At 53.5% G+C, this 25,480-nt stretch carries 26 protein-coding genes and 2 pseudogenes; 10 read left to right on the top strand and 18 right to left on the bottom strand.

Annotated features, from left to right (window positions below):
* Positions 1 to 25: 25 nt before the first annotated feature.
* Both FHL16_RS04315 and FHL16_RS04310 read right to left on the bottom strand, forming a co-directional pair.
* Positions 26 to 1,051: a phage portal protein gene (locus tag FHL16_RS04315; protein WP_077747538.1), complete on the bottom strand. Its 1,026-nt coding sequence runs from the start codon at positions 1,049 to 1,051 to the stop codon at positions 26 to 28.
* Positions 1,051 to 1,938 (bottom strand): annotated as a pseudogene (locus FHL16_RS04310) (phage terminase large subunit family protein); the annotation flags it as partial. The pseudogene FHL16_RS04310 and the gene FHL16_RS04315, both read right to left, overlap by 1 nt.
* Here FHL16_RS04310 and FHL16_RS34325 point away from each other — a divergent pair.
* The 7 genes and pseudogenes from FHL16_RS34325 to FHL16_RS04275 all read left to right on the top strand — a co-directional run.
* Positions 1,920 to 2,228, top strand: a pseudogene (locus FHL16_RS34325) (integrase domain-containing protein); the annotation flags it as partial. The pseudogenes FHL16_RS04310 and FHL16_RS34325 sit on opposite strands and share 19 nt — an antisense overlap.
* Positions 2,225 to 2,530, top strand: a complete 306-nt coding sequence (locus FHL16_RS34320; protein ID WP_077747536.1) for a hypothetical protein — start codon at positions 2,225 to 2,227, stop codon at positions 2,528 to 2,530. The pseudogene FHL16_RS34325 and the gene FHL16_RS34320, both read left to right, overlap by 4 nt.
* A 125-nt stretch (positions 2,531 to 2,655) precedes the next feature.
* Positions 2,656 to 3,990: a site-specific DNA-methyltransferase gene (locus FHL16_RS04295; protein ID WP_138739015.1), complete on the top strand. Its 1,335-nt coding sequence runs from the start codon at positions 2,656 to 2,658 to the stop codon at positions 3,988 to 3,990.
* A gap of 62 nt (positions 3,991 to 4,052) precedes the next feature.
* Positions 4,053 to 5,195, top strand: a complete 1,143-nt coding sequence (locus FHL16_RS04290; protein WP_077747535.1) for a DUF262 domain-containing protein — start codon at positions 4,053 to 4,055, stop codon at positions 5,193 to 5,195.
* 3 nt (positions 5,196 to 5,198) lie between these two features.
* Positions 5,199 to 5,879 (top strand): MAE_28990/MAE_18760 family HEPN-like nuclease, encoded by a 681-nt coding sequence (locus tag FHL16_RS04285; protein ID WP_077747534.1) that lies wholly within the window; start codon positions 5,199 to 5,201, stop codon positions 5,877 to 5,879.
* A gap of 424 nt (positions 5,880 to 6,303) precedes the next feature.
* A complete protein-coding gene (locus tag FHL16_RS04280; RefSeq protein WP_077747671.1) occupies positions 6,304 to 6,516 on the top strand; it encodes a hypothetical protein in 213 nt (70 codons plus the stop codon).
* A 372-nt stretch (positions 6,517 to 6,888) separates the two neighbouring features.
* Positions 6,889 to 7,878 (top strand): Abi family protein, encoded by a 990-nt coding sequence (locus FHL16_RS04275; RefSeq protein WP_077747533.1) that lies wholly within the window; start codon positions 6,889 to 6,891, stop codon positions 7,876 to 7,878.
* Between the two features lie 71 nt (positions 7,879 to 7,949).
* Here FHL16_RS04275 and FHL16_RS04270 read toward each other — a convergent pair whose 3' ends face one another.
* From FHL16_RS04270 to FHL16_RS04260, 3 genes are read right to left on the bottom strand one after another with little or no spacing between them, the layout of a single operon-like run.
* On the bottom strand, positions 7,950 to 8,660 hold the full coding sequence (locus tag FHL16_RS04270) for an SDR family NAD(P)-dependent oxidoreductase (protein WP_077747532.1): 711 nt from the start codon (positions 8,658 to 8,660) through the stop codon (positions 7,950 to 7,952).
* A 43-nt stretch (positions 8,661 to 8,703) separates the two neighbouring features.
* Positions 8,704 to 9,360 carry a DsbA family oxidoreductase gene (locus FHL16_RS04265; RefSeq protein WP_077747531.1) on the bottom strand — a complete coding sequence of 219 codons (657 nt, stop codon included), beginning with the start codon at positions 9,358 to 9,360 and terminating at the stop codon, positions 8,704 to 8,706.
* Complete coding sequence (locus FHL16_RS04260; protein WP_077747530.1) at positions 9,357 to 9,578, bottom strand: tautomerase family protein; 222 nt, start codon at positions 9,576 to 9,578, stop codon at positions 9,357 to 9,359. The genes FHL16_RS04265 and FHL16_RS04260 overlap by 4 nt, the downstream gene beginning before the upstream one ends.
* Positions 9,579 to 9,800: 222 nt before the next feature.
* On the opposite strand from FHL16_RS04260, the gene FHL16_RS04255 reads away from it, so the two are divergent.
* Positions 9,801 to 10,172, top strand: coding sequence for a helix-turn-helix domain-containing protein (locus FHL16_RS04255; protein ID WP_077747529.1), 372 nt, complete (start codon positions 9,801 to 9,803; stop codon positions 10,170 to 10,172).
* A 56-nt stretch (positions 10,173 to 10,228) separates the two neighbouring features.
* On the opposite strand, the gene FHL16_RS04250 is transcribed toward FHL16_RS04255, so the two are convergent.
* Positions 10,229 to 10,951: a retron Ec48 family effector membrane protein gene (locus tag FHL16_RS04250; RefSeq protein ID WP_077747528.1), complete on the bottom strand. Its 723-nt coding sequence runs from the start codon at positions 10,949 to 10,951 to the stop codon at positions 10,229 to 10,231.
* Positions 10,952 to 10,961: 10 nt separating this feature from the next.
* Positions 10,962 to 12,161: a reverse transcriptase family protein gene (locus FHL16_RS04245; RefSeq protein WP_202979489.1), complete on the bottom strand. Its 1,200-nt coding sequence runs from the start codon at positions 12,159 to 12,161 to the stop codon at positions 10,962 to 10,964.
* A gap of 811 nt (positions 12,162 to 12,972) precedes the next feature.
* Between FHL16_RS04245 and FHL16_RS04240 the strand changes: the two genes are divergently transcribed.
* On the top strand, positions 12,973 to 13,266 hold the full coding sequence (locus tag FHL16_RS04240) for a DUF3077 domain-containing protein (RefSeq protein ID WP_077747527.1): 294 nt from the start codon (positions 12,973 to 12,975) through the stop codon (positions 13,264 to 13,266).
* Between the two features lie 56 nt (positions 13,267 to 13,322).
* Here FHL16_RS04240 and FHL16_RS04235 read toward each other — a convergent pair whose 3' ends face one another.
* From FHL16_RS04235 to FHL16_RS04215, 5 genes are all read right to left on the bottom strand, one after another.
* The gene (locus FHL16_RS04235; protein WP_077747526.1) at positions 13,323 to 14,936 is read right to left on the bottom strand and encodes a Fic family protein; all 1,614 of its coding nucleotides are present in this window, start codon (positions 14,934 to 14,936) and stop codon (positions 13,323 to 13,325) included.
* Between the two features lie 375 nt (positions 14,937 to 15,311).
* A complete protein-coding gene (locus FHL16_RS04230; protein ID WP_077747525.1) occupies positions 15,312 to 16,085 on the bottom strand; it encodes a DeoR/GlpR family DNA-binding transcription regulator in 774 nt (257 codons plus the stop codon).
* Positions 16,086 to 16,140: 55 nt separating this feature from the next.
* Entirely contained in the window at positions 16,141 to 17,142 is a 1,002-nt protein-coding gene (gene pdxA / locus FHL16_RS04225; protein WP_077747524.1) for a 4-hydroxythreonine-4-phosphate dehydrogenase PdxA, read from the bottom strand.
* 5 nt (positions 17,143 to 17,147) lie between these two features.
* On the bottom strand, positions 17,148 to 18,428 hold the full coding sequence (locus FHL16_RS04220; protein ID WP_077747523.1) for a four-carbon acid sugar kinase family protein: 1,281 nt from the start codon (positions 18,426 to 18,428) through the stop codon (positions 17,148 to 17,150).
* The gene (locus FHL16_RS04215) at positions 18,425 to 19,438 is read right to left on the bottom strand and encodes a 2-keto-3-deoxygluconate permease (RefSeq protein ID WP_077747522.1); all 1,014 of its coding nucleotides are present in this window, start codon (positions 19,436 to 19,438) and stop codon (positions 18,425 to 18,427) included. Before FHL16_RS04215 ends, FHL16_RS04220 begins: the two co-directional genes overlap by 4 nt.
* Before the next feature lie 475 nt (positions 19,439 to 19,913).
* On the opposite strand from FHL16_RS04215, the gene FHL16_RS04210 reads away from it, so the two are divergent.
* Positions 19,914 to 20,840, top strand: a complete 927-nt coding sequence (locus tag FHL16_RS04210) for a LysR family transcriptional regulator (RefSeq protein ID WP_042932449.1) — start codon at positions 19,914 to 19,916, stop codon at positions 20,838 to 20,840.
* Here FHL16_RS04210 and FHL16_RS04205 read toward each other — a convergent pair.
* The 6 genes from FHL16_RS04205 to FHL16_RS04180 all read right to left on the bottom strand — a co-directional run bounded on the left by FHL16_RS04205 (position 20,757) and on the right by FHL16_RS04180 (position 25,342).
* The gene (locus tag FHL16_RS04205) at positions 20,757 to 21,074 is read right to left on the bottom strand and encodes an AzlD domain-containing protein (RefSeq protein ID WP_010464672.1); all 318 of its coding nucleotides are present in this window, start codon (positions 21,072 to 21,074) and stop codon (positions 20,757 to 20,759) included. The genes FHL16_RS04210 and FHL16_RS04205 overlap by 84 nt on opposite strands.
* On the bottom strand, positions 21,053 to 21,769 hold the full coding sequence (locus FHL16_RS04200) for an AzlC family ABC transporter permease (RefSeq protein ID WP_010464674.1): 717 nt from the start codon (positions 21,767 to 21,769) through the stop codon (positions 21,053 to 21,055). The genes FHL16_RS04205 and FHL16_RS04200 overlap by 22 nt, the downstream gene beginning before the upstream one ends.
* Positions 21,766 to 22,179 carry a GNAT family N-acetyltransferase gene (locus tag FHL16_RS04195; protein WP_169857613.1) on the bottom strand — a complete coding sequence of 138 codons (414 nt, stop codon included), beginning with the start codon at positions 22,177 to 22,179 and terminating at the stop codon, positions 21,766 to 21,768. Before FHL16_RS04195 ends, FHL16_RS04200 begins: the two co-directional genes overlap by 4 nt.
* Before the next feature lie 46 nt (positions 22,180 to 22,225).
* Positions 22,226 to 22,975, bottom strand: coding sequence for a 2OG-Fe dioxygenase family protein (locus FHL16_RS04190; protein ID WP_010464678.1), 750 nt, complete (start codon positions 22,973 to 22,975; stop codon positions 22,226 to 22,228).
* A 232-nt stretch (positions 22,976 to 23,207) separates the two neighbouring features.
* On the bottom strand, positions 23,208 to 24,494 hold the full coding sequence (locus FHL16_RS04185; protein WP_010464680.1) for an OprD family porin: 1,287 nt from the start codon (positions 24,492 to 24,494) through the stop codon (positions 23,208 to 23,210).
* A 233-nt stretch (positions 24,495 to 24,727) separates the two neighbouring features.
* A complete protein-coding gene (locus tag FHL16_RS04180) occupies positions 24,728 to 25,342 on the bottom strand; it encodes a DsbA family protein (protein WP_077747521.1) in 615 nt (204 codons plus the stop codon).
* Between the last annotated feature and the right edge of the window lie 138 nt (positions 25,343 to 25,480).

Below are 25,480 nucleotides of genomic sequence, written 5' to 3'. Positions count from 1 at the left end.
CGCTGTGACCAGCGCCTCAACGACTTCATTTATCTGCTAGTGCCATTTCGTACGGCTTGAAGGTCACCACCTCTTCGCCGAGCCACTGGTTCAGCTCCTTGAAGCGCTCCTGCAGCGGCACGACCTCGTGGTGGTAAAAGACCTGGGCTGCTTTGCCCGCGTCACCGAACCCGCCAGTGTTGTTCGGGATGATACCCATCAGCTGCGGCGGCACCCGGTGTGCGGCCATGATGTCGTCACGGGTCACGTTCTTGATGTTGAAGAACTCGTCCTTGGCTGCAACCTCGGACACCGGTATCACCTGTAAGCCGTCTTTCTTGCCGTTAGGTGCATACACGAACAGGTTGCGGAAGTTGCCCGGCCCCTTGCTGTCCTTCAGCGCCTTGCGCAAACCGTTGACGTCCTGCTCGTTCTGAGCGGCATCGGTCATGTACAGAATGAATCCAGCGTGCGAACCGTTCAGGTAATACTTGCGCCGGAACAGTGTGGCACTCTCGTTCAACCACGCCGCACTGAGTGACGCCAGATACTCCGGCAGGCCGTACACCTCCTGATTGATATCCGGCTCCATCAGATGGAACAACGAACCTTCGGCGAATTCATGCTCCATGCCAAAGCTCGGCACGAACCAGTAGCGGCTGAGGTCGCCCCCTCGGCGAACGTACTTCGCCAAAGCTGGCTTCAGGGATAGTGTGGTTTTCAATCGGCTGTCTCGACGTTCCAGATAGCCATTACCGAAGGTGAGATAGTCCAGCACCCACCGCGCAAAGTCCGACCGCGACAGCAGGCGATGTGGCTGGAACGTGCTGACCAGAATATTGCGCTTCACTTGGATAGCACTGCCGTGGTGGACGGCGGCGCGGTATGAACGGGCCAGTCCCTCCCAGCTCACCGGTGGCTCATACCACCGACCTGCATTCAGACACTCGGCATAATCGAGGATCTCGCGCCGATCCAGTACCGGAACAGGATCCCCAAAGCTGAAGGACATAGCCCCTGCACTGGACTCAGGTGAATCAACAACCGGCTGTGGGTTGGACGTATTCGACATCAGTAAATCTCCATGAAGCCGGAGTTGCTCGGGGTAGTCCCCTCCAGCGGTTCGTTGAATAGGGCGTGCATCGTTGCCCACGCCAGATCGGCATGGCTCACTTCTTCGGATCGGCCTGCGGCAAAGGTCACCTGCCTTCCGCTGGCCGTGGTGGTCTTCTTGATTGCCATAAACGAGGCGGCGATTTCAGTAGCTCCGGCATCGAATTCGAGTCGGCCCTTGCTTATCACGTCATAGGCTTTCAGCACCAAGCGGGTTTTGACCTCGACGCTGTAGTTGAAGCCTCGGGCATCGGGCCGGAACTGTTTCACCAATTGGTAAACACCGCCGCCAAGGCCAGTGACGTCGATGCCGATGTACGTCACACGGTAGCGATCGCAAATCTTTCGGATCGCCTCAGCCTGGGCTGCGAAGTCCATCCCCTTGAACTGGTGACGCTCAAGGATCCTGAACTTGCCCCCGGCCACCAGCGGCGGTGCCAGAACTACAAGCGCCGCTCGGTCACCAGTGTCAGCGGGGTCATAACCGACCCACACCTCACGACCGGCGAACGGACGAACAGCGAAAGGTTTGTAGTCTTCCCACAGCTCCCAACTATCGACCATGCACGCTTGCATCAGGGCAAAGCCGAAAACGCTCGCGCCGTCGTCGATGAACTGGCACATGAAGAGTTGCTCGAACTCATCGGGACCGTACTCAAGCCGGAGCTGATTGATATCGAACAGATCACAGCCACCTTTCTCAGCGTCCAGCACGGTGACAATCTGCCTCCACTGACCATCCTCGCAGTGCCTGCCTGAAGCCAAAGACTTGTGGGACACGTCCAATTTGATGTGGTCGGCTTTCGGGCGTCCCTTGTTGAAAAGTTCGGCTGTCCAGAACGGGTAGCCGCAACCTGCTTGCAGCAAATGAACGCTACCTCGATTTCCAACAGGTAATCGTTCGCCCCGCACGGGAGATTCTCCATACGCACAACCTCAAGGGCTTCCACGAATTGCGGGCGACCTATGCGTGCGAACGCTATGAGCAAATCACACAGCATCCTGCCCCCATCAACGGTGGAAATTGCTACCAACTTGATCATCACCTCGATCAGGAAGCCCGAGCACAAATCAGCTATGAGCTGGGACACGGTCGTATCGACGTAGTGTCGGCTTATATCGGGGGCCGAGCATGAGCAAGCCATTCGATATGGAGTTGTTCCTCGCAGGCGTCCTGACCGGATCGAATAGCACACGCCAACGCCATATACGCCAAGCTAGATTCATTCAGAACGCGATAGCAGGACGGTGGCAGCGAGACAACCCTTGGACATGGCAGCGAAAGCACTTGGAATGGTTTCTAACGCACCTCCAGGCGCAGAAGGCCAAATCTACAAGGTATTACTACGAGTTAACCGTAACATTGGTAGCTCGGCGCTTGGGTAAACCGTGGGTTTTTGGTCATGCGACCAAGGTAATTAGGCTCCATCCCGACTGACGGTCCTAAGTGGAAATCCTGCACTGTGTGGCGTAAGATCAAAAATTGCGGATCCCAGACACAAGGCCCATCACTGCTACTTACTCTGGTCAATGCCCCACCTTGCACATGAAGAGTCGTATCCCATGCAACTCCACTCGACCTCCATCGACAGCATAGCGATATCGAACCCTAAACTTTATAAAGATCCCAAGTCGTCGAAAGAGTCAAGGATATTTCCGTACTACGCGGGCTACTCCAGCGAATTCTCAAATAATCTGCTATCAACACTCGGATTGAGCCAAAACTCCATTATTTTCGATCCTTGGAATGGAAGCGGAACGACCACACGCTCGGCATTTACTAATGGTTTTGATTCTATTGGCTTTGATTTAAACCCTTCCATGGTTTTGGTTGCTAAAGCACGATTACTTTCGCCGCTTGAGCACCCGAGCCTAGTTGCAATAGCAAAATCACTAGTTGAACAAGCGCGCATCCCTACTAGTTCGTACAATGGCAGTACGAGCGATCCGCTCGACCCGCTATTAAAATGGTTCTCCGCGTGTAGCGCGACACCGATTCGAAACTTAGAGTCAAAAATCAATAACTTGCTTGTTTCAAATGATGCATATGTGAAATTAGATAATAATCTGGCGATGGATTTAGTTTCGCCACTAGCCGCTTTTTTCTACGTGTCACTGTTCCGGACTGTGAGAAAACTGCTTATCGACTTCATTCCATCCAACCCAACATGGGTAAAACATCCGAAAACAAAGCTAAATCGTAAGCGTCCTTCGCTGGACTCCATCTTCACGGCTTTTATAGAAGAAGTCAAAATTTTGATTTCCCGGGAAAGCTCTTTCGAGGCTACCTCCAGAGATTCGGAATCGAGCATTAAGCTTCAGATTGGTAATGCGGAAAATATTACACTGCATGACAATTCAGTTGACGCCATCATATCCTCACCACCCTATTGCACTAGAATTGACTATGCCGTATCCACTACTATCGAATTAGCAGTAATTAGATGTGAACAAAGGGAATTCGACCTACTACGTAGAGGCCTTACAGGCACCTCAACTGTCGAACGAACCGCGACCCCCGTTGATGGCAAATGGGGAACGACATGCGTTAACTTCCTAGACGCCCTATATAATCATCCTTCTAAAGCGTCGAAAGGATACTATTTCAAAAATCACTTACAGTATTTCGCTTCTTTATCGCGTTCGCTCAGCGAAATTTCCAGAGTTTTGAAACCTGGAAAGCTCTGTTTCTTAGTTTCACAAGACTCCTATTATAAAGAAGTCCATAATGATGTCCCAACGATAACATCTGAAATGGCAAGCGCGTTCGGATTGGAAATTGTCCGCCGCGAAGACTTTAAAACATCACGCTCCATGGTTGGAGTGAATCTCAAATCAAAAAAATACCTTAATAGTAGAAATACAACTGAAAGCGTGCTGTGCTTTCAAAACCATTAAAGCATTAGTGTTATTTTTATGAAGCCCGTCATCCAATTGCTGCAGTGATAGAGAGGAAGCAGATGAACGATTCAAACATTGCAGACAAAGATATTGTTGACATGGAACCAGAGGGAGAAGGGCTTTCAGGTTTCGAAAAAAAATATAAAGCTCAGATGCGGCAGATTGTCACCCAAAAACTTGATATTCCTATTTCCACCCTGCCCTCAATGCTTGCTGACAACATTAAAATCAACCCTGAGTTCCAACGCCGTGATCGTTGGGATGAGGAACGTCAATCACGTTTAATTGAATCACTCCTAATGAACGTCCCGATTCCACCAGTGTTTTTGGGAGAGGACGATTATGGGTTTTATGTCGTTTTAGATGGTAGGCAGCGGCTTACAGCAATACAAAATTTTCTAGACAATACGTTAGCCTTGAAGGGGTTGGTCGTCTGGGATGACTTAAATGGACTCCGATTTAATGACCTCGTCAAAAGAGGACTGGACAAACACCTCACGAGACGGTTTCTGTCAGCTATTGCCTTACTTAATGAATCCTCATCAGCCATTAAATATGATGTCTTTGACCGCCTAAATACAGGTGGTGTCAAAGCTAACGAGATGGAAGTTAGGAATGCTATTTTTAGAGGGCCGTTCACTGACGCTCTACATAAGCTTTCACGACATCCCGAGTTCTGTAAAGCATGGGAAATTCCTGTTGACGCAATTGAGGCTCAATCGAACCCTATCTATCAAAAAATGATCGATCTTTCGATTGTTTTGCGATTTTTCGCGCTATCTGATCCAGATAAGATGGATACTACATTCAAGGATTTCCTTGGCGAGTTCATGGAAGATCGTAATAAGCTTTATATAGCAGATCCGGACCTAGCAGCAAAAGATGCAGAACGCTTCGAACGCGCAGTATTGAACAGCGTCACTGTTTTCGGAACAAACTCTTTCAGAAACCCTTCAAAAATGATGAAAGGTCCTCCGTCTCTTCCTATTGCCGAAGCAATAATGATTGGCCTCTCTGATTATGAACCTTCCTTAATCACTGAAGAGATCGCCACAAATATAAAGGCCGATTTCTCAAAACTATGCAATGACGCAGAATTCCTTAAATCCATATCAAGCGGCACAAATGGAAAAGGCGCAATTAAAACAAGAATCAACAAAGCAAGAGCGATGTTCAGCTCGCACTTAAATAAGAAAGTTTGAGTTATGACTAACTGCTTTGTTGCTACAGATGAATTTTTATCCTCTTTAGACACCATTGAGACAGTTGCCCAATCGCTCTCCTCTCCAGCGGCTCTGAAACCGAGCCAACTTGCCAGCACAAACGCAATTAGCTGCTCCATTATCGTTCTGCTGTCCGGGTATTTTGAGAGCTACTTAAAGAATATTATTAAAGAGCATATTGAGTCAATTAACGACCTCAACAAACCCCTAACTATAATACCGCTAAACATGCAGTTAAAGCACTATTCTGGAGGAGCAGACGCTTTAGTTTCAGCGAGTAAAAAAGACAAGAAACTCAAATCAACATCGATATCCCAAGACCTCACTAGACGGCTTGGTTCGCTTGACCAATCCAAATACTATCTTGCTTGGGAATCTTTTGCTAATACAAAGTCCAATCCCGGAACGGATACAATATCGATGCTGCTTTCAGGGCTTGAGATTGAAAAAGGATGGAACTTGATAAACGACTTAAATAAATCTCACGGTCGGCTCGATATGTTTTTAACATCCTTCATCGAGATGCGAAATGTATGTGCTCATACCGGGCGCCATCAGACACCGCCTTCCGGCGCCGACCTATTAAATTATATTGATAGGTTTAGAACACTAGGTGGATGCATAGACATGGCGATTGGCGTCCGCCTTGCGGAGTTCTCTTAATCATAAGAACCTCACTACAAAAACTTCAAAAAGGGTATTTTTTGAGATAGTGCGTGAGTTCAAAAATAAAAAAACTCTTAACTCACCTCGTGTTAGCAGGTTTTTCGACTCCTGGTGCCGCACCATACGCAGTATCGAAAAAGGCTCACCGAAAGGTGGGCCTTTTTCGTTTATGGGTCTTACGCTCCTGGGTTTCCTCTGCTCGCTCCCCGTGTCGTGTTCGCCCCTTTTTGCGCCCCGCTCGCTGAAGGGTGGTTATATTCATCAAAGGTGCGGAATCGGCGCAGCCAATTCTGGTACCGCGCATCTACATATCTCACCGAAACGATGAGCGGTTACGGTCGAAAATCAGTGAGGCGGCATAATGACAGCAGTGCTTATGCACAACCTGCCACTTCACTCCGCCGTTGCGAGCCTCTTTGTAATGAACACCGAACGACGTTACTCGATCATCTTGGAGCACAGCGCCGAGGTGCTGCTTGAACATGCACCCATGGCGCAGATAGAGGCATTTTGGGACGCCAACGATACCCGCTACTTCGGGTTGCGCATGGAGGACGAGCACAGCGCACACGCACGAGTGATTGTTACGGACGAAGTCCCCGACGACGAAGATGTGGCGCTTTCCTGTCTGTAGCGAATGGAATCACTCGCCACCTACGAGAGGTGGGGGGCCGGCCAGATGACTTTCAGATCTATTTTCAGATCTGGTGTGCCGACACCACATAACAAAGCCCCCGTAGAAATACGAGGGCTTTGTTGTTTCTGGGGTGTGGAAACAGTTCCCCGAAACGCCACCAGATTGCGGCGATAGAACCCAACAAAGCCATACCTCCATCGCCAGACCAAACATTGTCTGCGCGTCTGCCCCGTTACAAATTCGCGTTACTGCGACGTTGACGGCCTCTCACACCGACCTATAATGCACCCCAACACACCCGCCAAGCCTAGGTTGACCCAGTCAGCAAGCTCAAATCGTGCGGGTTTTTTTTGCCTGGAGAAAAACTGCATGAGGCCCTTCGATAAACCGGCCCTCAGCGTAGAACAGCAATTGGAACTGCTAAAGCAAAGAGGCCTACAAGTCGCCAATGACGACCGGGCCAAGCGTTTCCTCGAAGTGGTCACGCTGTTTCGCCTGAGCCCCTATATGCGCCCCTTTCAGGAACATGGACCCGATCACACCTTTAAGTCGGGTAGCACCCTGAAAGCCGTAGTCGACATTTACAGGTTTGATGGTTCACTGCGACGCATAACCATGGATGCCATTGAGCGGGTCGAAGTCGCCATTCGCGCAACCATCAGTAACCATATGTGCCCCAAATATGGGCACGATTGGATTGCTGATGCGTCAGTCTTCTCGTCGTCCTATTCGCATTCCGAGCTATTACGCCCACTTCGCGAGCAACTGAGCAAAGAGCGGAAAAAATTCGGACGTGAGATTGATCGCATTAAAAGAGGGCGACAGGAAGATGGACTTCAGCAACAGAGAATCGAAAATCGTATGCGCGATAACTATTTTCGATACTACGGCGCGACCTATGCCCTCCCAGAATTGCCGCCCGCCTGGGCAATACTTGAAGAACTCAGCCTCGGAACGGTATCCACCCTCTTCAACGCAATAGGCAGAAGTGCAGACAAGAAAGCTATTGCGACCAGATTCAGCTTGCCATTCGAGGTATTGGCTTCTTGGTTACACACCCTGACCTTCATTCGAAACTGCTGCGCTCACCACTCGCGACTATGGAACCGAGAACTTTCAATTCGACCATCGCTTCCGAAAGAATGGAGTATCCCAAACGCATCCGCCGATAGGCCTCAGCCTAAACAACGGCTTTATATTGTATTGACAATACTCGCGTATCTCACCGATTTGATCAGTCCAGACAGCCAGTGGAAGGTTCGTCTCGAAGAAATCATGGATCATTTGGAACCAGCGAACCTAAGCCTTATGGGCTTTCCAAGTGATTGGAAGCGCCAACAGCAATGGCGTCTCGAATAAAAACCAACACGACAACAAAGCCCTCATAGGAGTACGAGGGCTTCGTTGTTTCTGCGGTTTGGAAAATGGTCTTAGTGACCGGCGCTCTGACCGCCATCGACGTGCAGGATTTCGCCAGTGACGAAGTTGGCGTTGTCCAGATACACAACCGCCTGAGCGATGTCGTTGATTTCGCCCATGTGGCCGACCGGGTGCAGACTGCCCAGCGCTGCATGGGTTTCTTCGCCGTGCATCGGGGTCTTGATGATGCCCGGGGAAACCGCGTTCACCCGAATCCCGCGCTTGGCGTACTCAATCGCCAGGGACTTGGTCGCAGCGTTCAAACCACCTTTGGTCAGCGAAGCCAGTACCGATGGCACACCGTCAATCGCGTGGTCTGTCAGGCTGGTGGTGATGTTGACGACGTGGCCTTTGCCTTGCTTTTCCATCTCGTTGATCGCGAGTTGGGTGATGTAGAAGAAGCCGTTCAGGTTGACCGACAGCACGTTGGCGTAGTCTTCGGCGGTGTAGGCGGTGAACGGCTTGGCGATGAAGATGCCGGCGTTGTTGACCAGGGTATCGATGCGGCCAAAACGTGCGATGGCTTCACGAATCACTTGCTGCGCAACAGCCGGGTCGCCGATGTCGCCTGCCACGGTGAGGATGTCCGGATCGGTGGACGGTTTGATCGAACGCGAAGTGGCGACAACTTTGTAATCCAGATCGCGGAAGGCTTTGACCATGCCGGCGCCGAGGCCTTGGGATGCACCAGTGATAACGATGACTTTTTTCGAATTGCTCATGATGAACCTCTACTAATAAATAATGGTTTGAATAAGTAAGTAATCAGGCTTCGGCGGGGGCCTTGGCCATTTGTCTCAACATTTGTTCGTAGTACTCGACCGACTGCGAACCGGACACCAGGTGGCGACCGTTCAGCACCATGGCCGGGACCGAGTTGATGCCGTGCTGGCGGTAAAACGCTTCAAGCTCACGCACTTCTTTGGCAAATGCGCCGGACGCCAACACCTCTTGAGCCGCCGCCGCATCCAGTCCCGCTTCAGCAGCCAGACTCACCAACGTCTCGCGATCGCTCGGGTTCTGGCCGTCGGTGAAGTAAGCGCGGAGCAGGATTTTCTTGAGTGCGACCTGCCGCCCTTCCTGCAACGCCCACAACAGCAGCCGATGCGCATCAAACGTGTTGTAGAAGTGAGTGCGCTTCTCCAGATCGAACTTGAAACCCAGGGCCGCGCCACGTTCGATCTGCATCGCTTTGCCAGCGGCGACGTCTGCGGCGGTGCGTCCATATTTGCGCATCAAATGCTCGACCGCTTTTTCGCCGACTGCCGGCATGTCCGGGTTCAGTTCGAAAGGCTTGTAGGTCAGCTCCACCGAAATCTCACCGGCCACGTTCTCGATCGCTTGCTCCAGCGCCGTCGCACCCAATGCACACCACGGGCACACCACGTCGGAGATGAAATCGATGGAGACGGACGCGGTCATGATTTGTCCTCCGCCTCAGCCAGTTGCTTTCGGTACTGGGTGGTGGTGATGCCGGCGTAGCCCCAGTTATCGGTGTCGACTTCTTCGATCACGATGTGGGTCAGGTGCGGATCCTTTTTCAGGACGCGTTCCAGGGTTTCAGTGATTTCGGCGATCACCTGAGCTTTCTGCTCAGAGGTAACGCCATCGCGGGTGATGCGTACGCTTACGAAAGGCATGAGGAATCTCCAGTGACCTTCCCTTCGGAATGAATGGGTCGGCGTTGGAGCTCAATGTAGGGAGTTCGCTGGAGGGGATAAAGGTGGGGGCGGGAACATCATTAGTTACTTGGTGTAATGGGTGCATCGGCACTGGAACAAAAAAGGTTTGCATCAAAAATGATGAGTCGCCAACCTCCATTTATCGTAAATTTTAGATATCAACCGAAAAGGTGGATGCTCATGGCAATTCAATTCTTCGACAGCCCGTTCCATGTCACGCATGACGAGGAGGTCGCCAGCAAAATGGCTCTGAAAATGGAGCTTTCGATCTTCATCACTGACTGCATCAAAAAACTGGGCCTCAAACAGAGTGAGGCCGCAGCCAGGTTGAACGTCACCCAGTCACGCGTTTCAGAGTTCACCACTGGTAAGATCGAGAAATTCACGATTGATGCAATGATGGACATGCTGGATAAACTCGGCTTTCGCACCACGTTTACCTTGCCATCCAACGATGCCGCTGCTTTGCCACAGATCGTCATCACAAGTTCATACCCTCTAGACGTGTTCGATAACACTAAAATAAAACGAGGACAAAAACCAACAAACTGAACCAGAAAATGTTCTACCGAAGAATGTAAACAACGATTAAGCGCCATCTCAGAATATCAAAGATACTTTCTTTCAACAATTTCAAAACCGTCTCTCGACTGGCAAAAAGAGTCATTTATAGTTTTTATTAAATCAAACAATTGGCCTTCAACTTCGTGAAAGTCAAGCCTAGGGAGAGACTTTAATGTAATTCCCGCCTCTAGAAGCTTATCCATTACACTTCGCTGATGCTGAGTATAACGATATCCTCCGTCCTCTTTTTTTGAAATTAACTCATTTGAAAACATTATTGTTTTGTTCAACTCCGCAATGAATTTTTTATAACTCTCAGAAACATATACATCACCGACACTAGAATTCTTATATATCAAGTTATACCACTTCAACACATCAAACGACGATCGACTCAATCTATCTCTTTTGTCTACCTCTCCATAAATATAATTAAAAAAGATTGACATGTGCGCTATATGGTTATTTAAAGCTGACGCGCGAGCAGTGCCTACATAGCTAAGAAGTGCTATAGCAATACCTCCAAAAGTTACTAATCCTGCGAGAAGAGAGCCAGTATTTGATATGATCATCAGAGTATATTGGTAGTGACCAGAAAAATTCTTTATGCAGTTATCCGTGAAGCATAACTTCAGAGAGAATACACCCTCTTCAAACCCAGTAAAAACAAACACTGTTAGCGAAATCGCACAGCCAGCCAGCGCAACAAAAATCAAACTGTACGCCAATAGCCTTAAAGCTTTATTATTAGCTAGAATAGCTTGCACTTTCGATCCTTCAAAAATAAGTTGGCGTTAGTTTCTTAAGACGCGCACGTAGAATTTTTGTCATGCGCGGATAAGTGCGCTTTAGAATATTCAGCCGTTCATGGGCTATATAAAATCTTCTTGAGTACCAATATGTCGCTCGTTTTTCAGCAACATCACGCTCCAGCCGACTCACAATTTGAATTGAACGACTTATATCTCGTTTAGATGGCAATGGATAAACCGCAAGCAACCTATTTTTTAGAGGCTTATGTTGATTATGGCCCACTCGTGCAAGTTTATTTACTCGACCCATACATCTATTGAAATCATGGCGGTACGCGTGAGTTAATCGATAGGCACGCTCACTAGATATAGTCTCAACATTTCTGACGGCCGCCCTAATACGTCGAACTTCGTCAGATGGCAATCTGGGCTCGGAGAATGACACTCTAAGGCCGTGCACCGTGAGAGGCTCCGAAGAGGTATAAAAAACTCGCGACTTTCCAGAGTTTAAAGGTAAGTCTTTAGATATAAGCATCTGTTCCACTACGCTTCTTGCAAAAGCAAAGTCATAGTTTGAAGTTCTGCTCGAGATCGTAATATCGTCAACAAACCTAGTATAAACCAAGTTCTTCTTTCTAAGCCTATCCACCACATGCGCTTCAACATCATGCAAGCATAAACTAGCCAAATAACTTGATGTTAACGCCCCTTGCACCAGATGGGAGTTATACGTACATATATCAGTCAACACCGATGATACATCTTCAGAATATTTCAGCAGATCATGAAAAACCCCATAAACCAAGTCTTCACTAACATTATCAAAAAAATCTTTTACGTCGAGTTTTAGCAACGACTTTGCACCGCAATGCGCCTTGGCACATGCGATGTAATCTCGAGAATCTATATTATTTTTTTCGTCACGCTGATTTGGAATAGATCCAAACAAATGAGAAGGCCAACCGATTACGCGAGGATTAGATAAGATTCTAGTATTTATGCGGCGCTGTAACAACCTAATTAAGAAGTGGGGATTGTGAATCCTTCGAACCCCGCCATCACTTTTAGGTATTTCAGTTTTAATGTATCGCAGCTCGCTGGGCATCATTAAAACCGACTCAAAGTCTTTCAGGCTAACTGCGAGAATTTGAATAAGATTATCTACACTACCGATCGAGTTTTTAGATACCTTGAACCCTCCAGCAGCGCTAGCATCCATTGCCATCTAAACCACCAAATAAGTGTAGGCGTCGCCAGCTCATACAATAGAGCAGTTAGGAGAAATGTTGCATTCATTGACATAATGCGCCGATAGCTACCAAATCTCCTATGGCTAACCTACCGTCAATCACTGCTCCGGGTCAGGAGAAGGCGCATGGTGCCCCCCCATCCGGCAAGCCCACTAATAAATCATCAGTGAACGCCTTTTCACAAAGGCTTGCTCAGCGCCGTTACATGTCAACTGCCGCAAACAAGCGATACGCTTGCGCAGGAATAATCTAGCTCAATGATTTGATGATGGCAATAAAATGGCACGCCTAACTTAATTATCTAGATTAATCAGTCGCTTATCTAACAGCCTCCTCCCAATCTCGGATGATTAATTTTTCCCTAAAATTGTCAAATGACTATTTTCCTCACAAATCCCCTTCGCCAGCCACCATTTCGCCACGCTTGCAGCACTCCTACCCACACGCTAACCTTCGATCGCCGCTGCCAAATCAGCGACCGGGCGTAGGAACCCGAGTTAATCAAGGCGCAATAGCGCCTCACCAACGATTGCAGGCGCTTTTTTGTTCCTGCGATATCGTGCAATGGTGGCTGTGCGCGGGACACCTTCGGGTGTGCCGGGTGCCTTGATTCCCGGTTTTCCTACCCCGCGTACGGCCGCCACCTAATCCCGTAGGAAAGGAAGGTTGCGGCTCCCAACAGTCAAGGAGCTAGACAATGCACAAAAACAATCCGTACAAAATCAGTATCCGCACTACCCTCGCGATACTGCCCACCGGCCACCGCCCAAAAACCGGAGGTGCCCAATGACCAACCCCAAAGACCTTAAAACCATCGGCCTCACCCCTTTCTCCTACCACGCCAACGAACCGCTCTTCCGCATCAACGCCGGCGTCCCGGTCATTGCAGCCCTCTCCCACGCCTCCGATCTGCTCCACGTCGCCAAACTGCTCGCGTCAGACGCGGCCATGGTTCGCGACACCGACCGGCACGCCTGGGCATCGCATTATTTGCAGGATATGAGCAAGGCGATCATTGATGATGTGGTGAAGGTGTTGGACGCGCCATGTAACAACCGAGCCAGTAACGTCGCGCCATAAACAAATCGCACGCATGAAAAAGCCCCGAATCAATCGGGGCTTTTTGCGTAAGTCGGTCATCGACCCACTGGCTGATTCGGGTGGTATCGATCACTCACGCTACTGTCTATCGGCTCCTCCCCCCGAACCGACTGAGCCACCGCTTCGATAATCGCGGCCCAAATATCCGGCCTTGCCAGCACAGGCATTTCCTTTGCCAACACGTTGCTCAGCTTCCCTTCGTTTTGCTCTATGGATCGCAAGAGCCGATCAGCCTGGTGATCAGGCATTTCAACGACTTCCTTGATTGCCTGTCTGGCCCTTATGTGGCTGCGCAAATACCGCGACTCTTCACGCATCTGTTCGGTGATGGTGCGGCGAATGACGTTAGACATGAAAACAACGTGTGGCCCCAGGTTCGGATAGCGCCACACCGGGCGGGCCTGATCCTGGCCTGTGAATTCAATATTCGAGACCACGCCATCAGGGTATTGCGTACGCGTATTGGCGAATGCTACCTGGTCTCGTATGCCCTGCATGAGCGGTTTTGAAACCTGATCCAGCACGCTGTCATATAGACGCCGCTCAGCAGAGTCGTCGGTGATAACAGCTGAAATCGGAAGAATCACCGGGTCTGGAATGGCTCCATCACGACGCAAAATGTCGTTGATCAGGAAGCGATGGACCCGGCCGTTGCCATCAGCCAGCGGATGGATATAGACGAAAGCGAACGCTGCTACCGCGCTGCGCATGACCGGGGATTGCCCTTGAGTACGATTCAGAAAGACGCGGATGCCTTCCAACATCCGCTCCAGATCGCCTTCCGGGGGAGCGACGTAATGGACAATCTCCTGATAACGGACAGTTTCGCCAACAAACACCGGAGATTGCCGAATCCCCATACGTGTCAGTGTGGTCACTGCGCCAAGGATTTCTTCTTGCATATCAGCCAGTGCAGCATCGGTGAGCGGCAGTTCGCCCTGACCGGTTCGTCGCGCCAATACATCTGCGAAACGCTGGATACGCGTAGAACGATCCGCCTCCCCTTCAATGGCGAAGCTGGCTTTGCTTTCCCTGAGCGTCATCCATGCGGCGGCGCGCAGCAGAAGCGCTTCGCCAAACTCTGCAGTCAGTTGACCGAAGAGGTGAGGCACATCGAGGTCCGCTGCTGACTGGACTGCTGCTGTCTTGACGACAACTGGGCAGAAATAGCGCGTGCCTGGCAGGTTGTCATTCACCCGCCAACGCTGCACTTTCACCGCAGCTTCGGGTGACGCTGCCACCATCAGATCGGCGTTAATGGCGTCGACATACTTACCGCCTATAGGCTCGGGCGCTTGCAGTTGCCCGCCGGTGAGCCACTCAAACAAGAACGCTGACCTGCGGGCATATTGGCCGGTGGGCTCGTCATTCAACCAGCCTTGTAACGGTGCAGGACCCACCTTGGTAAACAGTCTGGTCAAGAACTCAAGGTTCGGGACTTCATGCCGCAGGTGAAATTGCAGATGGGATGAAAAGTCCGGATCGGGGCGCATGTTTTCCGTATAGGTCTCAATACGAAAACCGTCTTCGACCTGAGTTGACCGTCGGCTACCGACCTGACTTAACACGGGTAGCCGTGCCATCGGCCGCACGTCGAATGTCGTCGCTAGCCAAGCCGCACCGATGGGGTCTACGGGAAACTCGCTCACGTCACACTCCTTTTAAATCCTCGGCCAAATCAAACCGCCATAAATGGAGATTAACGATCAAAATCAGGTTTTGCTGCATAAAAATGATTATTTTTTGGGACTAATGCATAAAAACGAACATTTAGAGCACTTCAAATTGAGCTCTACCAATGGAATTGGTGCACCGTCGAACTGACCTCAAACGCATAAAAACGATTTTACTTGCTCAAAAACGATCATAAATCTGGCTTTTTGCACAAAACCGTTTCGAACCGGACAATTTCACTGAACCCCTCACACGCTGAAACCCGAAACGTCGCTGCCTTTTCATCCAAAAAAAAGCCCCGAATCGGTCGAGGCATTTTTTTGGTTTTGGTCATTTCAGTAGGGATGCAATCAAGCGACGATCACGGTTTGCACAGTAATCTGCTTCAGCGCATAAAACGGCGCAAGCGCTGCTTCATCCGCGGTGGAGCCGGTAATCAACCGCCACTCCCGCTCAATCGGCGTCCAATGTTGTTGCCGGGCACGCCCGAGCTTGTCGGTGTCAGCAAGCACAACAATCTGCGCCGCCCGTTTGATGATGCATTCCTTCAAATAAGCCTGCTGCGCACTCGCCTCACACAAACCAAACTCCGCAACCACGCCATCCGCACCCAGAAAGGCCTTGTCGACACTGAGCCGACTCAACGTCAGCTCCGCCAGCGGCCCCAACGTGCTCATGCTCGAACCGCGCAGATCGCCGCCGATCAACGTCAACCGAATACCCGGCGCATTGGCCAGGGTCATTACGGCAAGCAAATTGTTGGTCACCACATGCACGTCTTGTCGCGAACACAGATGATGGGCCAGTGCGGCGCACGTGGTGCCGCCGTCGAGCAGCACGGTATCACCATCCTGAACGTGGGCCGCCGCTGCCTGGGCGATGGCATCTTTCTGTTCCCACTGGGATGTCTTGCGTTCTTCGAGCGAGGCTTCCGGCTCATGAACGCCGACCACCGCAGTTGCGCCGCCATAGGTGCGCACCAGGTGCCGCTGTTTGGCGAGCATGGTCAGGTCGCGCCGTACCGTGGCTTCCGAGACTCCGAGTGCCGCGCTCAATTGCTCGACGTTGGCATCGCCAATTCGCACGAGATCGAGGATGGCGCGGTGGCGTTCGGAGGCTTTCATGGCGGGTCTCGTTGTGGGGACGGTGGTCGATCTTACACGACCGAGCCCCTGCGCCTCATCCCCGTCGCGTGGCAAGCTCGGCGCCCTGGCGCAGCGCTTCGAGCAGGCTGCGCTCATCGGCGATGCCTTTGCCGGCGATATCAAACGCGGTGCCATGGTCGACCGAGGTGCGGATCACGTCCAGGCCCACGGTGACGTTTACGCCCGCTTCCAGACCGAGCACTTTGACCGGGCCGTGGCCTTGATCGTGATACATCGCCACCACCAGATCGAAGTCGCCGCGACCGGCGCGGAAGAACAGCGTGTCGGCAGGCAATGGGCCGGTGACGTCGAGGCCGCGTTCTTGCAGCAGCTTCACCGCAGGGATGATTTTTTCCTCTTCTTCGCCATAACCGAACAGTCCGTTTTCACCGGCATGGGGGTTGATCCCGCAAACTCCAATTCGCGGGCGAGCAATGCCGGCCTTGATCAGTGTCGCGTTGCCGCGCTCGATGGTGCGCTGGACCAGGCCCGGTTCGATCTTGCGGATCGCGTCGATGATGCCGATGTGGGTCGTGACGTGAATCACCCGCAACTGCGGCGCCACGAGCATCATCGAGACTTCGTCGACGTTGGTCAGGTGCGCGAGCATTTCGGTGTGGCCGGGGTATTTGTGGCCGCCGGCGTGCAGCGCTTCCTTGTTCAGCGGTGCGGTGCAGATCGCGTCGATCTGGCTGGCCTCGGCGAGTTGCACGGCGCGGGCGATGTATTGATAAGCAGCGTCACCGGCGATGGGCGACAACTCGCCGAACGGCAGGTCGTCGGGGATCAGGTTAAGGTCGATGCAGTCAATGGTGCCGGCTTCGTACAAGGCTTGGGAGGCGTCCTCGATGCGGCGCACTTTGGCACTTCCGCCGACGATGACGTTGGCCTGTTCGAGGCGACGGGCATCGCCGATCACCAGCGGCCGGCATTGTTGGTAGACGATGTCGTGAGTCAGGCTCTTGACGATGATTTCCGGGCCGACGCCAGTGGCGTCGCCCATAGTGATGCCGATGATGGGCAGGTAGTTAGCCATAGTGTTCATTCGAGTCCTTGGATTCGTGTGCGTTGGGGCGGGGAGCGATCGGCGCTGTCGCTCAGGTGTTGCCATGCCGCATATAAGGCGTTGTCGGTACCGAACGCGCCGGCCTTGGTAACGATGCCGGGACGATGGCCCTGGCGGGAAACGGTCGGGCGGGCGAAGGCGACGCCGGCTTCGATTTCGGTCAGCAGTTGCAGGCTGTCGATGCCGACGGTGGTCAATATGGCCCGAGCGGTTTCGCCGCCGGTGGCGATCAGGCCGCCGACCTTGGCGAAGTGCGGTTCGACCAGCACGGCGAGCATGGTCGAGAGTTGCGCGCCCTCTTGGGGATCGAACGCTTCATCGCGGCCGATGCGCAGCAGCAGGTCACTCCAGCCGTCCAGTTGCTCGCCAATGCGCGATTGCCAGAGCGACCAATCGCCGTGGGTTGAACCCTGACGAAGGACTTCAGGCGGTATAACCAGTTCGCTGACGCCGCCACGCTCTTTGAGCCGCTCGCATTGTCGCTCGCAGACGCCGGAGAGGCTGCCGACGAGGATCAGAATCGGCGCCTGGCTTTTTTCGAGGGCCGCAGGCTCGACAACCGTGAACTGTGCTTCGGATAAATCAGGAAGACTGGCGATTTCCCGTGCAAGACCACCCGAACCGATCCAGAACAGCGGCTGATCCATCGACGCGGTCAAGCGAGCGAGGGTCAGCAGGTCGTCTTCGGTCTGCGCATCGACGATCAGCGCCTGCGTGCCATTGCCGGCAATTTCAGCAATGTGCCGCTCGAGCGCTTTTTCGTTGCCGCGCAAGGTGTCGAGGTCGAGCTTCGCGGTGCTCAGGCCTGCGGCAATCAGCATCGCCTCGACATCGGCCGGACGGTCGGCGTTTTCCAGTTTCCAGGTGTCGGTGGTTTCCAGCGGCTGGCCGTTGACGAACACGCGACCGCCGCGCAACGTGCGCCCGGTGGCCGGGAACGCCGGGGCGACGATGGCCAGGCCGGCCAACGGTTGCAGGGCGGCAACCTCAGCCGCCCAGTTGCCACGCAGCGTCGAATCGATTTTTTTGTACAGCCGTTGCCCGGGTTTGTGCAGCGCTTTGAATGCCGCGACCGTGCGCTCGGCAGCCCGCGCGGGTGGGAGGCGCCGAGTGTCCGTATCCGCGGCAATCACTTGAGCGTCAGCCTCGTCATTCAGGGGGTCGAGGGTAACGACCGTTTGCATCCCCACGCTGGCAAAGCCGATGGCGCAATCTGCCGCGCCGGACAGATCGTCAGCGATGATCAGAATCCTCATCGCAAAGCCTCCTGCTTTTGAGGTTCGATCCCCGGTTCAGGTATGACGACAGGATTGCGCTGCTGCACGCGTTTGGCGACGGCGGCGGTGAGTAACGGCGCGAGGATCGCGGTGACCACGACGCAGGCGGCTACCAGTATGGTCGCGCTCTTGGCCGCTTCGGCGTACACCGGGTTGGCTGCCGCAATCAGTGCAGGGACGGCGGCGGCATTCCCGGCGGTGGTGGCTGCGGCAACACCCGCGACGCCCGTGCCACCGGTCAAACGATCGGCGAAGAACAGCGGAATGCCGGTCAGCACAACCACTGCAACGCCCATACCGAGACCCAGCAAACCGGCCTGCCAGACGTTATGCAAGTCCAGACTGGCGCCGAGTGCAAGGGCAAAAAACGGGATCATCACCGGGACGGCCTTGGCCAGAAAGTCGCGCATGTCACGGTCGAGGTTTCCCAGCAACATACCGAGGGCCAGTGGCAGGATGCTGCCCACCAGCGTCGGCCAAGGGAAAGCCGACAGGCCGGCGATGCCCAAGGTGACCATGGTCAGAAAAGGCCCGGACTCCAGGGACATGACCGAATAGGCGCCGACGTCTTCGGATCGACCGTATTGCCCCATCAGCGCCATGTACAAGCCGCCATTGGTGTCGTTCATCGCGGCGACGACCGCCAGCGTTGAAATGCCGGCGAAGAGGCCAGACGAGATCGGCTGCTCGCCGAGAAAATGCCCGAGCACAATACCGATCAACACGGCGATGCCGACTTTGGTGATAAGCAGCGTGCCGCCCTTCTTCAGCAGATAAGGTGTGGCCTTGATATTGATGCTCGCGCCCATGCAGACGTAGAACACCGCGAGGATGGGTAACGCCCCGGTGAACAGCGCATTGGTGAAAGAGCCGAAAAACTTCGGTGTGTCAGGAAGGAATGTAGCCACCAGTGAGCCAATCAGCAGCGGGACAATCATCATGCCGCCAGGGATGCGTTCAATGGTGCGCTTGATAGGAATTTGGGCCACGAGGGTCTCCTTTTATAATTGTTTGGTAAGACGTACTTCACCTCGAAACTGACTGATTCGATCATTTGGTGATTGAGTCAGTCAAAATAATCTTAGGCTTTCGTTCTTAATTGCGCAAACCAATCATTCAAATGATCGTTTTGATCATTTATGGAGGAAACCTGTTTTTTCACAAATACCTTTGCCAGCCACCGCAGTAGCCGCCCTCAGATAAAGAAAAGCGGCAAGGTCGAGCATTCACACACCCCAAAAAAAATGCCCAAACCTCCCGGCCTGAGCATTTTTTTGACCCTGATCACCCAACATTCCCAAAAAACCTCGACTCTATGTAAGCCTCCAACCATCGGACGCAGCATCAATTCGCTACTAAACTCGGGACAAGCGTGTTCAGGTGCAGGATTATAGCCAGCACGTATCGCCCAACCGGCGGCCAGGTACTCAACAATAGCCAGCCCACTTTAGAGGGCATTACCCAATGGATAGCAGAACCCTACGCAACCTCATGCGCATTGTTCAGACCGGCTCTTTGTCGGCGGCGGCAGAGCATTCCTGTTTAACCGTGCAGGCGTTGGCCGCGCAGTTGAACAAGGTCGAAGAACAGTTCGGTTTTCGGTTGTTTCGTCGCTCCAACAAGGGGTTGACCCTGACCACGCAGGGCACGGAACTCACGCCTTACATGGACAAGGTGTTGGTTGCCACGCGGCAACTGGAAGAAAAAGTCGCCGCGTTGAAGGTGCCTGGGCAGCGCACGCTCAAGGTAGCGCTGAACACGACGCTGTCGGCTGACTTCAATCGGCGAATGATCGGACGCCTGATTGAGGTGTTTCCCGACTATCAGCTGGAATTCAGCTACGCCGAGTCGATGGAAAACCTCAGCAAGCTGAAGAACGAAGACTTTGACCTGGCGGTGCTGATTGGTCCGCAGAAGCCGGGATTGCCCAGCATCATCCTGCCCGAGGTCCAGGTGCAGGTGGTCGGTGCGCATTGCGGTCAGGAACATGATCCGCTGGTGCTGCTCGGCAACAAGTTTCAGGTGCGTCCGGCAGACGATTGTCCGTATTCCCACAGCTTCTTGCGCTTTCTCGACGCGGGTCTGGGCAATTACGAGTCGGGCAAGCGGATGGTCTATTCGTGCAGCGAAACCCTGACGCTGTCGTTGATCACCCAGATGGACGGCCTTGGCATGGTTTCGCGGGATGCAGCCCAGCGCAATGGCCTGACGATTTTCCCCGGCTTCGAGGATGCCCTTGAAGTGCGGCTGGCGATCAATAATCCTGAGTTGTCGGGCCAGGCTTTGCACGATGTGGTCGACCTCCCGCTACATGAACGAGCCGAGCGCAATGTACGCAGCCGTTCCCACCGCAACGGAGAGAAAGAGGTTTTTGCTGAAATACGCACATAACAACGTCGGAATCGCGGCATAAAATTCCGGGCGATCGAGCTGCACGTGCTGATCCTTGATCAACAACGGCGTGAGGCTGATTGCAGCGACGATCGCCACCGGCAGGTATTCCAGCGCCCGGGCGACGAAGGGCGGCCAATGGTCAGTGTTCACTTGCAGCGGCAATGCGCGCGGCAAGAAGGTCACGGCCATCATCAGCACAACGACCAGAATCAGGAACGTTTGGTCAGGCATACGCCCACCCCGCAGCCCACAAATGTGGCGATGAATACGTTGAAGGGCGAGCTGCCGACCAGGCTCAGCACGCCCATGCAGGCGACGGCGGCCAGTGCGGCGATGAGTTTGTTACGCGTGTTGCACAGCGACACCAGCACGTAGAGCATCATCGCGGTCAACGCGTAGTCGAGCTGATACTGGATCAAGTGCGCCGCATACTGCGCGCAAATCGCCCCCAGCAAACCGCCGAGCACCCACGAGGTGTGGCAATACAGATTGAAACCGATCAGGTAACGCACGTTGACGGGCGAGCCTTTGCCCAGTTTGACGCTGTGAAAAGCGAACGACTCATCGGTCAGCCCACCCGCGTAACACCAGCGCTCCATTCGGCTGAGGCCCATTGCCTGCAACGCCTTGGCCATGTAGACCGACATCAGCATGTGCCGCGCGTTGATCAGAAACGTGGTGAGGATGATGGTGGTCAGCGACGCACCGCTGGAAATCAGCGCGAGGGCGGCGAACTGCGAAGCGCCGGCATACACGAACAGGCACATGGCGACCGGCAACCACACAGGCAACCCGGCATTCACCGCCATCAAACCGAACACAAACGACACCGTGAAGTAACCCGCAACCACCGGGCTGGCTTCGGCGAAGGTGCGCGAAGCGTGCGGCTCGACCATCAGCGGCTGGCTGCTGGACGTCTCATTCATAGGTCCCTCTCAAATGTTCTTTCGCCCCGCGGCTCGCAAAAACCCTGGGCACTCCAGAAGCGCTGGCCGGCAAGGTTAGCATCGTCGACAAACAGGAACATCCGCAGCACGCCCACGCGCTTCATGTCTGACGACGCTGCTTCAACCAGGCGTTGACCGACGCCTTGGCTGCGGTAATCCGGGCTCACGGCGAGGTGGTTGATCGTGCCGCGACTGCCGAGCATTCCGCCCAACACCGCGCCGACGATTTCGCCGCTGACGTCCAGTGCGATAAACGCGGTGGTGGTCTTCTGCACCAGCACACTGCGCAGGCATTTGGCGTCCTGCCATTCACAGAAAGACACTTCTTCGAATTGCCGAAAGAAGCGTTCCAGGCGCTGTGCATCCTTGGCCGTGGTGCGCCGCAGCATCACCGGTGCGGGGCACTCGGCGAGGCTGGTCACGGTGTTGTACTGTTCAGCGAACAATGTCGAAAGCGGTCCCGGGCCGCGAGAAAGAGATCGCCAGAATCTGCCGGTACGCCATGTCGTGAGAATGGGTATTGCGTGCCGGTGTCACGTAGTGACGCATGTCGCGATCGAGAAAGTAGGTGGTGTCGAGGATTTCCTGATACGTCGTCGAGGCCAGGTGCTCCTGGTTTTCCGTGTCGTACAACCGGCTCTCTGCCCCTTCAACGTTATTGCGTCCCCAGAAGTGCACGCCGCTGAACGGATAACCGTCGCAGTGAATACCTTCCGGGGTGATTTCCAGTTGTTTGCCGGGCTTGATCTCGATGCGGATCTGATGAATCTGGCACTGCCAGATTTCGTCGTGCAACTCAGGTGGCAAAACGTTTTTGTACACTTCGAAGTCGGTGTCGATCAGGCTGCGCATCACCGGCGAACTGATGATTTCATCAGAGAAGTCTTGGAAGTGCCGAACCATCCCGCCAACGTAACTGTTGTTCGCCTTGGACTGAACATAGGCGCGGTGTTCCAGTTGCTTCAGATCGCGCGTGACCGGGTTGTACTCGAAATCGCTGTAGCGACGGTAGCGCATGCCCGCCTCGGACTGTCCGTAGTAACTGTCCGGCTCCATGTTTTCCCAGCTTTTGGTCAATCTGACGAAATCGTTGAAATGACCGAAAAGATTGAAGTCAGCACCCCGGACGTTCGCATATTTGTCACGCCGTAGAAATTCGCCCACTTCTTTGTTCAAAACGATCATTTTAAAAATCTCCGTGCATTTAGCTGCCTAATCTAGAGAGCACAGGATTTACGTCCATGAGAAAGAATTTGAGGCATATCAAGCGCTGCTTGAAACGAAGCATGACGTTGCTTTAGTTTGACTTTTTACGATCGAAAATGGCCTTTTTATGCGTTTTTCAACGGTTCTCAAGCGAAAAAAAACCCCGAGCCAGTCGGGGTTCTTTAGTGAATGTTGAACACTCAGTCGATCATCAGAAGATGTTGATCGGGTAATCCACGAACACACGCACTTCGTTACCGCTGACGTTGTACTCGCTGGATTTCTGCGAGACACGCAGGATCGAGCTGCGCAGTTTCACGCTCAGGTCTTTGGCCGGGCCGCTTTGCACGACGTACTTGAACTGGTTGAAGATTTCACGCTCGGTGCCGCCTTCGCTGGTGGACGTGGTGATGTTGTCACCGCGCACGTAGGCGAAGTTGTAGCTCAGGCCAGGAACGCCGAATGCGGTGAAGTCCAGGCCGTAGCCCAACTGCCAGCTGCGCTCGTCTTCGGCGTTGAAGTCAGACCAGTAGGAGTTCGCCAGGTAGATGGTGTTGCCGCCGTCGCCGACACGACCTTGGTCCTTCTGGTAACCGCCGTAGGCGTAGCCCAGATTGCTGTCGCCGGTGCTGCGCTGGTGCGCGAGGGTGAACGAGTGCGGGCCGGTGGCGAAGGTCGCCGCCAGGCTCCAGATTTTGTTGTCGTCGCCGGTAGCGCCGCTTTCGCGAACGTAGGAATCATCCAGCTTGGTGCGATAGCCGTTGAAGTCCAGGGTCAGGGACTGATCCTTGTCGATCGGGAACACGTAGTTGGCGTTCACGTATTGCTTCTTCAACACGTCTTCAACGTCGGATGCGTACAGCGCCGCCTTGAATTGTTCGGTGAACTGGTAGCTACCGCCCAATACGTTGATCGACTTCAGACCGCCACTGTCACGGCCTTCAGCGCTTTTGCGCGATTCGGCGGTGAAGCGACCGGCGTTCAGCTCCAGGCCTTTGATCTCCTTGGAGGTGATCAAGGTGCCGGTGTAGCTTTCCGGCAGCAGGCGCGAGTTGTCGTAGCTCAGTACCGGCAGGGCCGGCATCTGGTCGCCGTAGGTCAGCGTGGTGCTGGAGACACGGAATTTGACTGCTGCACCGCCTTTGGACAGGTCGTCAGCCGCGTTGCCGCTGTCGCCCTTTTTAAAGAAGTCGATGCCTTGTGCGCCGGTGCGACCCTTGCCGCCATCCAGACGCAGTGCGTACAGACCGAAAGCATCCACACCGACACCGACGGTGCCTTGGGTGAAGCCGGACGAGAACGTGCCGATGGCCGCTTGGCCCCATTCGGCTTTGTCCGCACGACCGTCTTTGTAATCACGATTGATGTAGGCGTTGCGCAGCAGCACTTTGAGGCTGCTGTCTTCAACAAATCCCTTGGATTCGGCCTGGTCGTTAGCCATGGCCTGTGTAGCGCTCAACATCCCCAGAGCGATCAAGCTGATTCGCTTATTCAACATTTTGTTTTTTTCCTTATTACCGGTTGATACGCGCTGTGTCGAACGGCTGAAACGGCGCTATCGCACTCTTTTTTCACCCCAAAACAAAAAGGCCCGCCCACGAAGAAATCGTGGCGGGCCTTTTTATTATTTTATGAGTCATGGCGGTTAGCCACAGGCGTTGGGCGCGATCGTAGCCGCGCCCAGAAGGCTGTGTCAATTTGATGAATCGTCTATCCATAGGCGAAAAACATCTAAGCGGACTGAGCAAGCCAGGACGCGAACGCTTGCGGCTTACCAAGCCAAGGGCTGATATCGACCACCGTGAAATGACCATTTTGCTCCAACGCCAAGGTCGGAAAACCTTGACCACCGACACGGGCCAGCAATGCGCGGCTGTCCTTGATGTGGCGATCCGAGTCGGTGCTTATGAAGGCTGACGCAAAGGCATCAGGCTCAAGTCCAATCTCTTTTGCCAGCTCAAATAACACCGCCTCATCGGCAATCCGCCTCCCTTCCACGTAATGGGCGGTTTGCAAACGCCCCAGCAACTCAAGCCCACGGCCGGCGATGTGTTCGGCGGCCAGCACCGCAGCGATTGGCGGGGTGGAATCGAACACCGCCGTGTCGTCGCGTAGCAAACCTTCGAAATACGCTTCGCCAAATGGCTGGCCGGTGTACTCGGCGATTCGGCGGTCGTGGGGCATCACATAGTTGCGCAATTGTGGCGAAACGGCTTTGCGGTTGGCACCGCTCATCATGCCGCCACCGTGGGCGATCACTGGCAACACGCCTTGGGCGGCGTGCACCAGCGGTTTGGCGCCGTAGCACCAGCCGCACAAAGGGTCGTAAATATAGTGAAGGATCATGGAAAGACTCCGGCAATCAATCAGGGAAACTCAGTGCCGGCAGACTAATCCTCGGACCGTTGCGGAAAAACGCTGGAATGGCGTTCAGTCTGTTTCATGAATCGGTCGAATAGCCTCGACGAATCTCTGTAGTAATCT

Origin of the sequence: Pseudomonas sp. FSL W5-0299, from assembly GCF_005930655.1 — a bacterium.
GTDB lineage: Bacteria > Pseudomonadota > Gammaproteobacteria > Pseudomonadales > Pseudomonadaceae > Aquipseudomonas > Aquipseudomonas mandelii.
This window is presented reverse-complemented; position numbering and strand designations above follow the sequence as displayed.

Coding starts and splice junctions, on each gene's coding strand:
- FHL16_RS04315 (WP_077747538.1), bottom strand. CDS start 1,051: ATGTCGAATACGTCCAACCCACAGCCGGTTGTTGATTCACCTGAGTCC.
- FHL16_RS34320 (WP_077747536.1), top strand. CDS start 2,225: ATGAGCAAGCCATTCGATATGGAGTTGTTCCTCGCAGGCGTCCTGACC.
- FHL16_RS04295 (WP_138739015.1), top strand. CDS start 2,656: ATGCAACTCCACTCGACCTCCATCGACAGCATAGCGATATCGAACCCT.
- FHL16_RS04290 (WP_077747535.1), top strand. CDS start 4,053: ATGAACGATTCAAACATTGCAGACAAAGATATTGTTGACATGGAACCA.
- FHL16_RS04285 (WP_077747534.1), top strand. CDS start 5,199: ATGACTAACTGCTTTGTTGCTACAGATGAATTTTTATCCTCTTTAGAC.
- FHL16_RS04280 (WP_077747671.1), top strand. CDS start 6,304: ATGAACACCGAACGACGTTACTCGATCATCTTGGAGCACAGCGCCGAG.
- FHL16_RS04275 (WP_077747533.1), top strand. CDS start 6,889: ATGAGGCCCTTCGATAAACCGGCCCTCAGCGTAGAACAGCAATTGGAA.
- FHL16_RS04270 (WP_077747532.1), bottom strand. CDS start 8,660: ATGAGCAATTCGAAAAAAGTCATCGTTATCACTGGTGCATCCCAAGGC.
- FHL16_RS04265 (WP_077747531.1), bottom strand. CDS start 9,360: ATGACCGCGTCCGTCTCCATCGATTTCATCTCCGACGTGGTGTGCCCG.
- FHL16_RS04260 (WP_077747530.1), bottom strand. CDS start 9,578: ATGCCTTTCGTAAGCGTACGCATCACCCGCGATGGCGTTACCTCTGAG.
- FHL16_RS04255 (WP_077747529.1), top strand. CDS start 9,801: ATGGCAATTCAATTCTTCGACAGCCCGTTCCATGTCACGCATGACGAG.
- FHL16_RS04245 (WP_202979489.1), bottom strand. CDS start 12,161: ATGGCAATGGATGCTAGCGCTGCTGGAGGGTTCAAGGTATCTAAAAAC.
- FHL16_RS04240 (WP_077747527.1), top strand. CDS start 12,973: ATGACCAACCCCAAAGACCTTAAAACCATCGGCCTCACCCCTTTCTCC.
- FHL16_RS04230 (WP_077747525.1), bottom strand. CDS start 16,085: ATGAAAGCCTCCGAACGCCACCGCGCCATCCTCGATCTCGTGCGAATT.
- pdxA (WP_077747524.1), bottom strand. CDS start 17,142: ATGGCTAACTACCTGCCCATCATCGGCATCACTATGGGCGACGCCACT.
- FHL16_RS04220 (WP_077747523.1), bottom strand. CDS start 18,428: ATGAGGATTCTGATCATCGCTGACGATCTGTCCGGCGCGGCAGATTGC.
- FHL16_RS04210 (WP_042932449.1), top strand. CDS start 19,914: ATGGATAGCAGAACCCTACGCAACCTCATGCGCATTGTTCAGACCGGC.
- FHL16_RS04205 (WP_010464672.1), bottom strand. CDS start 21,074: ATGCCTGACCAAACGTTCCTGATTCTGGTCGTTGTGCTGATGATGGCC.
- FHL16_RS04200 (WP_010464674.1), bottom strand. CDS start 21,769: ATGAATGAGACGTCCAGCAGCCAGCCGCTGATGGTCGAGCCGCACGCT.
- FHL16_RS04195 (WP_169857613.1), bottom strand. CDS start 22,179: ATGCTGCGGCGCACCACGGCCAAGGATGCACAGCGCCTGGAACGCTTC.
- FHL16_RS04190 (WP_010464678.1), bottom strand. CDS start 22,975: ATGATCGTTTTGAACAAAGAAGTGGGCGAATTTCTACGGCGTGACAAA.
- FHL16_RS04185 (WP_010464680.1), bottom strand. CDS start 24,494: ATGTTGAATAAGCGAATCAGCTTGATCGCTCTGGGGATGTTGAGCGCT.
- FHL16_RS04180 (WP_077747521.1), bottom strand. CDS start 25,342: ATGATCCTTCACTATATTTACGACCCTTTGTGCGGCTGGTGCTACGGC.